The 2,264-nt window shown below is 45.4% G+C and carries 4 protein-coding genes and 1 pseudogene; all 5 read right to left on the minus strand.

The features are described from left to right. A pseudogene (locus ACQY6Q_RS06825) lies at positions 1-411 on the minus strand (heme lyase NrfEFG subunit NrfE); the annotation flags it as partial. Then, a complete protein-coding gene (ccmE, locus tag ACQY6Q_RS06830; protein WP_042483810.1) occupies positions 408-890 on the minus strand; it encodes a cytochrome c maturation protein CcmE in 483 nt (160 codons plus the stop codon). The pseudogene ACQY6Q_RS06825 and the gene ccmE, both read right to left, overlap by 4 nt. Further along, complete coding sequence (ccmD, locus tag ACQY6Q_RS06835) at positions 887-1,093, minus strand: heme exporter protein CcmD (protein WP_042483811.1); 207 nt, start codon at positions 1,091-1,093, stop codon at positions 887-889. Before ccmD ends, ccmE begins: the two co-directional genes overlap by 4 nt. 2 nt (positions 1,094-1,095) lie before the next feature. Next, entirely contained in the window at positions 1,096-1,842 is a 747-nt protein-coding gene (locus ACQY6Q_RS06840; RefSeq protein ID WP_102967666.1) for a heme ABC transporter permease, read from the minus strand. Between the two features lie 89 nt (positions 1,843-1,931). Beyond that, positions 1,932-2,264, minus strand: a 333-nt coding sequence (locus tag ACQY6Q_RS06845) for a heme exporter protein CcmB (protein ID WP_427979446.1), incomplete at its 5' end; no start/stop codon positions are given.

Consider the following 2,264-nt stretch of genomic DNA (forward strand, 5'->3'; position numbering starts at 1 on the left):
TAGGAAACCTACGGAGATCATCCCCATAACAGCAAGTACGCGCGCCACCGATTCTTGCGGCATACCACGGCTAAAACTTGCAACCGCAACAGTCCAAGCGGCTTGAATTAACACCCATAACAGAAGCGAACCTTCGTGCGCCCCCCAAACCGCAGTTAAACGGTAATACCACGGAAGTAAGCTATTCGAGTTACTAGCTACGTATTTAACCGTGAAATCATTGGTATAGAATGCCCAAAGCAAAATGCCGAATGACAAAAGCAAAAATGAGAACATCCCCCATGCCAGAGGACGGGCTGAGTTCATTAATAATGCGTTATTTCTTGAAGCACCAACCAAAGGCAATAGGCTTAGCAAGACGGCTAAGCCCAACGAAATAATCAGGGCAAAGTGACCTATTTCTGCAATCATTGATCACTTCCTTGTTTTTGTTCCGGTGTGTAAGTCAGCGGAGCATGGTTCTTTTCCATCGCTTCTGCAATTTCAGGAGGCATGTATTCTTCATCATGCTTTGCCAGTACTTCAAAGGCTTCAACTGTGGTCGCATCCACTAATACACCTTGAGCAACAATGCCCTGCCCTTCACGGAAGAGATCGGGAAGAATGCCTTCGTAAACCACAGTGACCGATGGGCCAACATCATGTAATAAAAAGCTGACTTTGAGAGAGTTAGGATCGCGTTTAACCGACCCCACAGTGACCATACCGCCAATACGTAAGCGCTGACCAACCTCTGGCTTTTTGCCATCTTTACCGTTAACTAATTCTGTCGGCGTATAGAACAGGTCCATATTTTGGCTTAATGCATAGAGAATCAAACCTGTTGTTGTGCCTAAACCAATGAGAATAGCGAGGACAATACCGAGCCTCTTTTTACGTCTTGGGTTCACAGTGTGTTCTCCATATGTTTAGCCGCTTCGATACGCTCTTGACGCTTAATTTTATTTCTGACTTCTTTCATGAGCGCCTTACTACGATTAATACTCAAAAACCATAAAACGGCCATCGATAAATAGGTAATGCCGAAACCACCCCAAACGTAGCTGGCGTAGCCGCCCATCGCGAAAAAATCTGACCAAGTTTCAAAATGCATGGTTACTCTCCTTTCTCTGATTGAGCTAGCTGGATAACCCACGGGCGGTGACTCTCTTTACTGATAATTTCGTTTTTTAATCGTGCAACTGTCAACGCAGCAAAGAAAAAAGCAAAGCCAAAAATATTCAGTAACAACGGCCACAACATATTGGCAGAGATAGAAGGCTTCTCAAACTTAGTGATCGTTGCACCTTGATGTAACGTGTTCCACCATTCCACAGAGAAGTGAATGATTGGCAGGTTAATCACACCCACAATTGCCAAAATACCTGCCGCTTTCGCAGCGGTTTTTTGATCATCAAATGCGTGGTACAGAGCAATAACGCCAAGATAAAGGAAAAGCAGAATTAATTCTGAAGTTAGGCGAGCATCCCAAACCCACCAAGCTCCCCACATGGGTTTTCCCCAAACAGCACCAGTGATAAGTGCGATAAAAGTGTAAACCGCACCGATAGGAGCCATGGCTAATGCGGCCATATTGGATAATCTTACCTGCCAGACGATGCCGATAAACGCAGCAATTGCCATAGACATGTAAGCACCCATAGACCAAATGGCTGAAGGCACATGAATATAGATAAGCCTGAAACTATCACCTTGCTGGTAGTCCGACGGAGCAAATGCAAGCCCCCAAACCGTACCAACCGTCAAACAGCCAAAAGCTAAAACAGTGAACCACGGGAAAAACTTCCCGCATAACTGGTACGCAGATTCTGGCTTAGCGTAGGGATGGAGCCATTTCCACATTGTTTGTCCTCACTTTGCTTCTAATACTTAACTTATTCGTGTTAAGTTTTTTGTGTAAATTTGGGCTAAATAAAAAAGTCGTTCTTAAGTTAGTTAACGCTTACTCGTAACGCCGCACTGATCGCGAACGGAGTTAACGTCATCGCTCCAACCAGCATTGCCGCTAAGATGGCTAACTGGCCGTTGTAGGCCATTCCCAAAGAAGCAGCATCTATCGCTGATGTGGCGAAAATTAAGATGGGTATATACAAAGGCAAGACTACAAGGCTGAGCAGCACGCCGCCTTTTTGCAGGCCAACCGTTAATGCTACGCCGATGGCGCCAATAAAACTGAGTGTTGGTGTACCAAGCAACAGGGTCGCGACCACACCAAGCCAAGTGTCAAAATTCAGCGACAACAGAATAGCTAATAATGGGCTTAT

The organism is Agarivorans sp. (genome assembly GCF_050295395.1).
Classification (GTDB): domain Bacteria; phylum Pseudomonadota; class Gammaproteobacteria; order Enterobacterales; family Celerinatantimonadaceae; genus Agarivorans.